Origin of the sequence: Gilvimarinus gilvus (genome assembly GCF_030518155.1) — a bacterium.
Taxonomy (GTDB): domain Bacteria; phylum Pseudomonadota; class Gammaproteobacteria; order Pseudomonadales; family Cellvibrionaceae; genus Gilvimarinus; species Gilvimarinus gilvus.
Genome location: NZ_JAULRU010000038.1, coordinates 1 through 2,250 on the forward strand (window position 1 = coordinate 1; position 2,250 = coordinate 2,250).

1 protein-coding gene is annotated in these 2,250 nt (G+C 43.9%); it reads right to left on the minus strand.

Annotation, left to right across the window (positions count from 1 at the left end):
* Positions 1–2,246: non-ribosomal peptide synthetase (locus tag QWI17_RS00190; RefSeq protein ID WP_302720489.1), on the minus strand; the 2,246-nt coding region annotated here is incomplete at its 3' end.
* Positions 2,247–2,250 lie beyond the last annotated feature (4 nt).

The window sequence follows — 2,250 nt, forward strand, 5'->3', positions numbered from 1 at the left end:
TGAACCACAGGAAGTCCAGCAAGCTTTTTTTCCCAGTATCTCAACTGCTCATTAATAGCATCTCCCTGAAGATTCTCTCGCTGCCAAAACGAATAGTCAGAGTACTGTATGTTAAGGGGGACTAACGACGACTCTTCCCCCTTAACGTAAGCTGAATACAAATTACTAAACTCGTCAACCAGAATCTTAAGCGACCAACCATCCGAGGCTATATGATGCATGGTGAAAACCACAATATGATCATCACTACCAGCGCTCGACAAGTGCACTCGAATCATGAGGTCATGAGACAGGCTGAACGATTTCAGTGATTCTGCTAAAATAAACTGCGCTATATTTTCTTTGCTACTATCTAAAGAGGTAATCGTTAGATAATTTTCCTCCCTGAGATTTTCCACCTTTTCTACTATTTGGACGACTTCATTTTCTGAGTCTACCGCAAAACGAGTGCGCAGCACCTCATGCCTTTGAATGATGTCAAATAGCGCTTTCTTAAAAGCTGCAATATCCAAATCACCACGAAGCCACATCGCGCTGGACATATTGTATTGCGGACCACCTCCTCCGACCTGATCCAGCACCCAAAGGCGGTATTGAGAATATGACAGGGGTGCAGATAACTTACCCAGGCGCTGTATTGCTTTTTCAGAATGACGGCCGCAATCCTTAGACAAGTAGTACGATTGCTCTGATATTGTTGGCCGGGCGAATATCGACTTAGCGGTTACATTGAAGCCAGCCTTTCGAAGCCCTGCCACCACTTTCATTACAGCAATGGAATGCCCGCCTAAAGTAAATATATTTTGATTTGTTCCGATACCATTAACATTCAGCACACTTGACCAAAGGGTGCATAAAAAAGATTCAATGTCGTTACTCGGCGCCTTGATAACAGCGGTATCATTGCTCGATGAAAAATTACGCAAGAGCTTAGCTTTATCTACCTTACCATTCGGTGTAAGCGGAATTTCTTCAATTAAACTAATTGAACTTGGCATCATGTAATCAGGAAGTATCCTCGATAGTTTTAGCTTAATATTCTCGACAACATCTACAATCGATAAAGGGTTCAATTTTCGGTCATTTTTGTCGGGATTCAAGCCAGCAAGCGTCACAAAAGCTACCAGCCTCTTAGTATCCCCCTCACCTGATGTTAAGACCACCGAACTTTGGACCTCAGCTAGTTTAGATAGCTCAGATTCAATTTCTCCAATCTCTACACGGAAACCTCTTATTTTCTCTTGATCATCAGACCGCCCAATAAATTCAAGCGTGCCATCAGCCTGCCACCGCACCCTATCACCGGTTTTATAGATCCGCCGTTCCTTTCCGTTGACACTTGAGGAATACCAAGGATTATTAATAAACGCTGAGTCGGTTAATTTTTTCTGATTCAGGTATCCTCGAGCCAAACCTAAACCACTAATGTAGAGTTCTCCAACACAACCTACAGGCAACGGATTCAAAAATCCATCGAGTACATATAGCTGAACATTGTTAAATGGGCCTCCTATATGCACTTTATTACATCCAGCCAGTAGCTTACAAAGAGATGCGCATACTGTATTTTCTGTCGGACCATAACCGTTAATAAGTGTTCTTCCTGTACCCCATCTCCTAATCAAGGGAAGCGTACAGCTTTCGCCTGCCACCACAATAGTTTCAACCGTTCTCCACTCTTCGCAATCCAACGATGGCAAAACACTAGGAGGAAGTGTAACCACGGAAATACCTTGATGACTAACAACCTTTGTTAACCTGAACGGATCTTGAATGTCCGCTTTTTCAAGCAGAACCAACATTGCCCCGGAAACGATAGAAGTAAATATTTCTGATACTGATGCATCAAAAGATAATGAGGCAAACTGTAGCACGCGACTATTTTCGCTTATTGAAAATTTTTGAACCTGGCCAAGAGCCAAATTAACCAGCCCCTTGTGCTCTACCATTACGCCCTTGGGTGTTCCGGTAGAACCTGAGGTATAAATTACATACGCAAGGTGCGAAGACGTAAGACTCAGTCCCTGAACCGGTAGGTTGCGAATGCTTTGACCCGCCAACCGATCTTGAACTCCCTCATCATCAAAAAGTAAGGCCTGCGATTGACTAATCCCTGTGCGCTCTAGTAAGGACGAGTGTGTCAAAACTGTACCCAGACTCGCGTCCTGCAACATGTATGCTATGCGCGATGACGGGTAGTCCGGATCAATCGGTACATAGGCACCTCCGGCCTTAATAATTCCCAAAAGG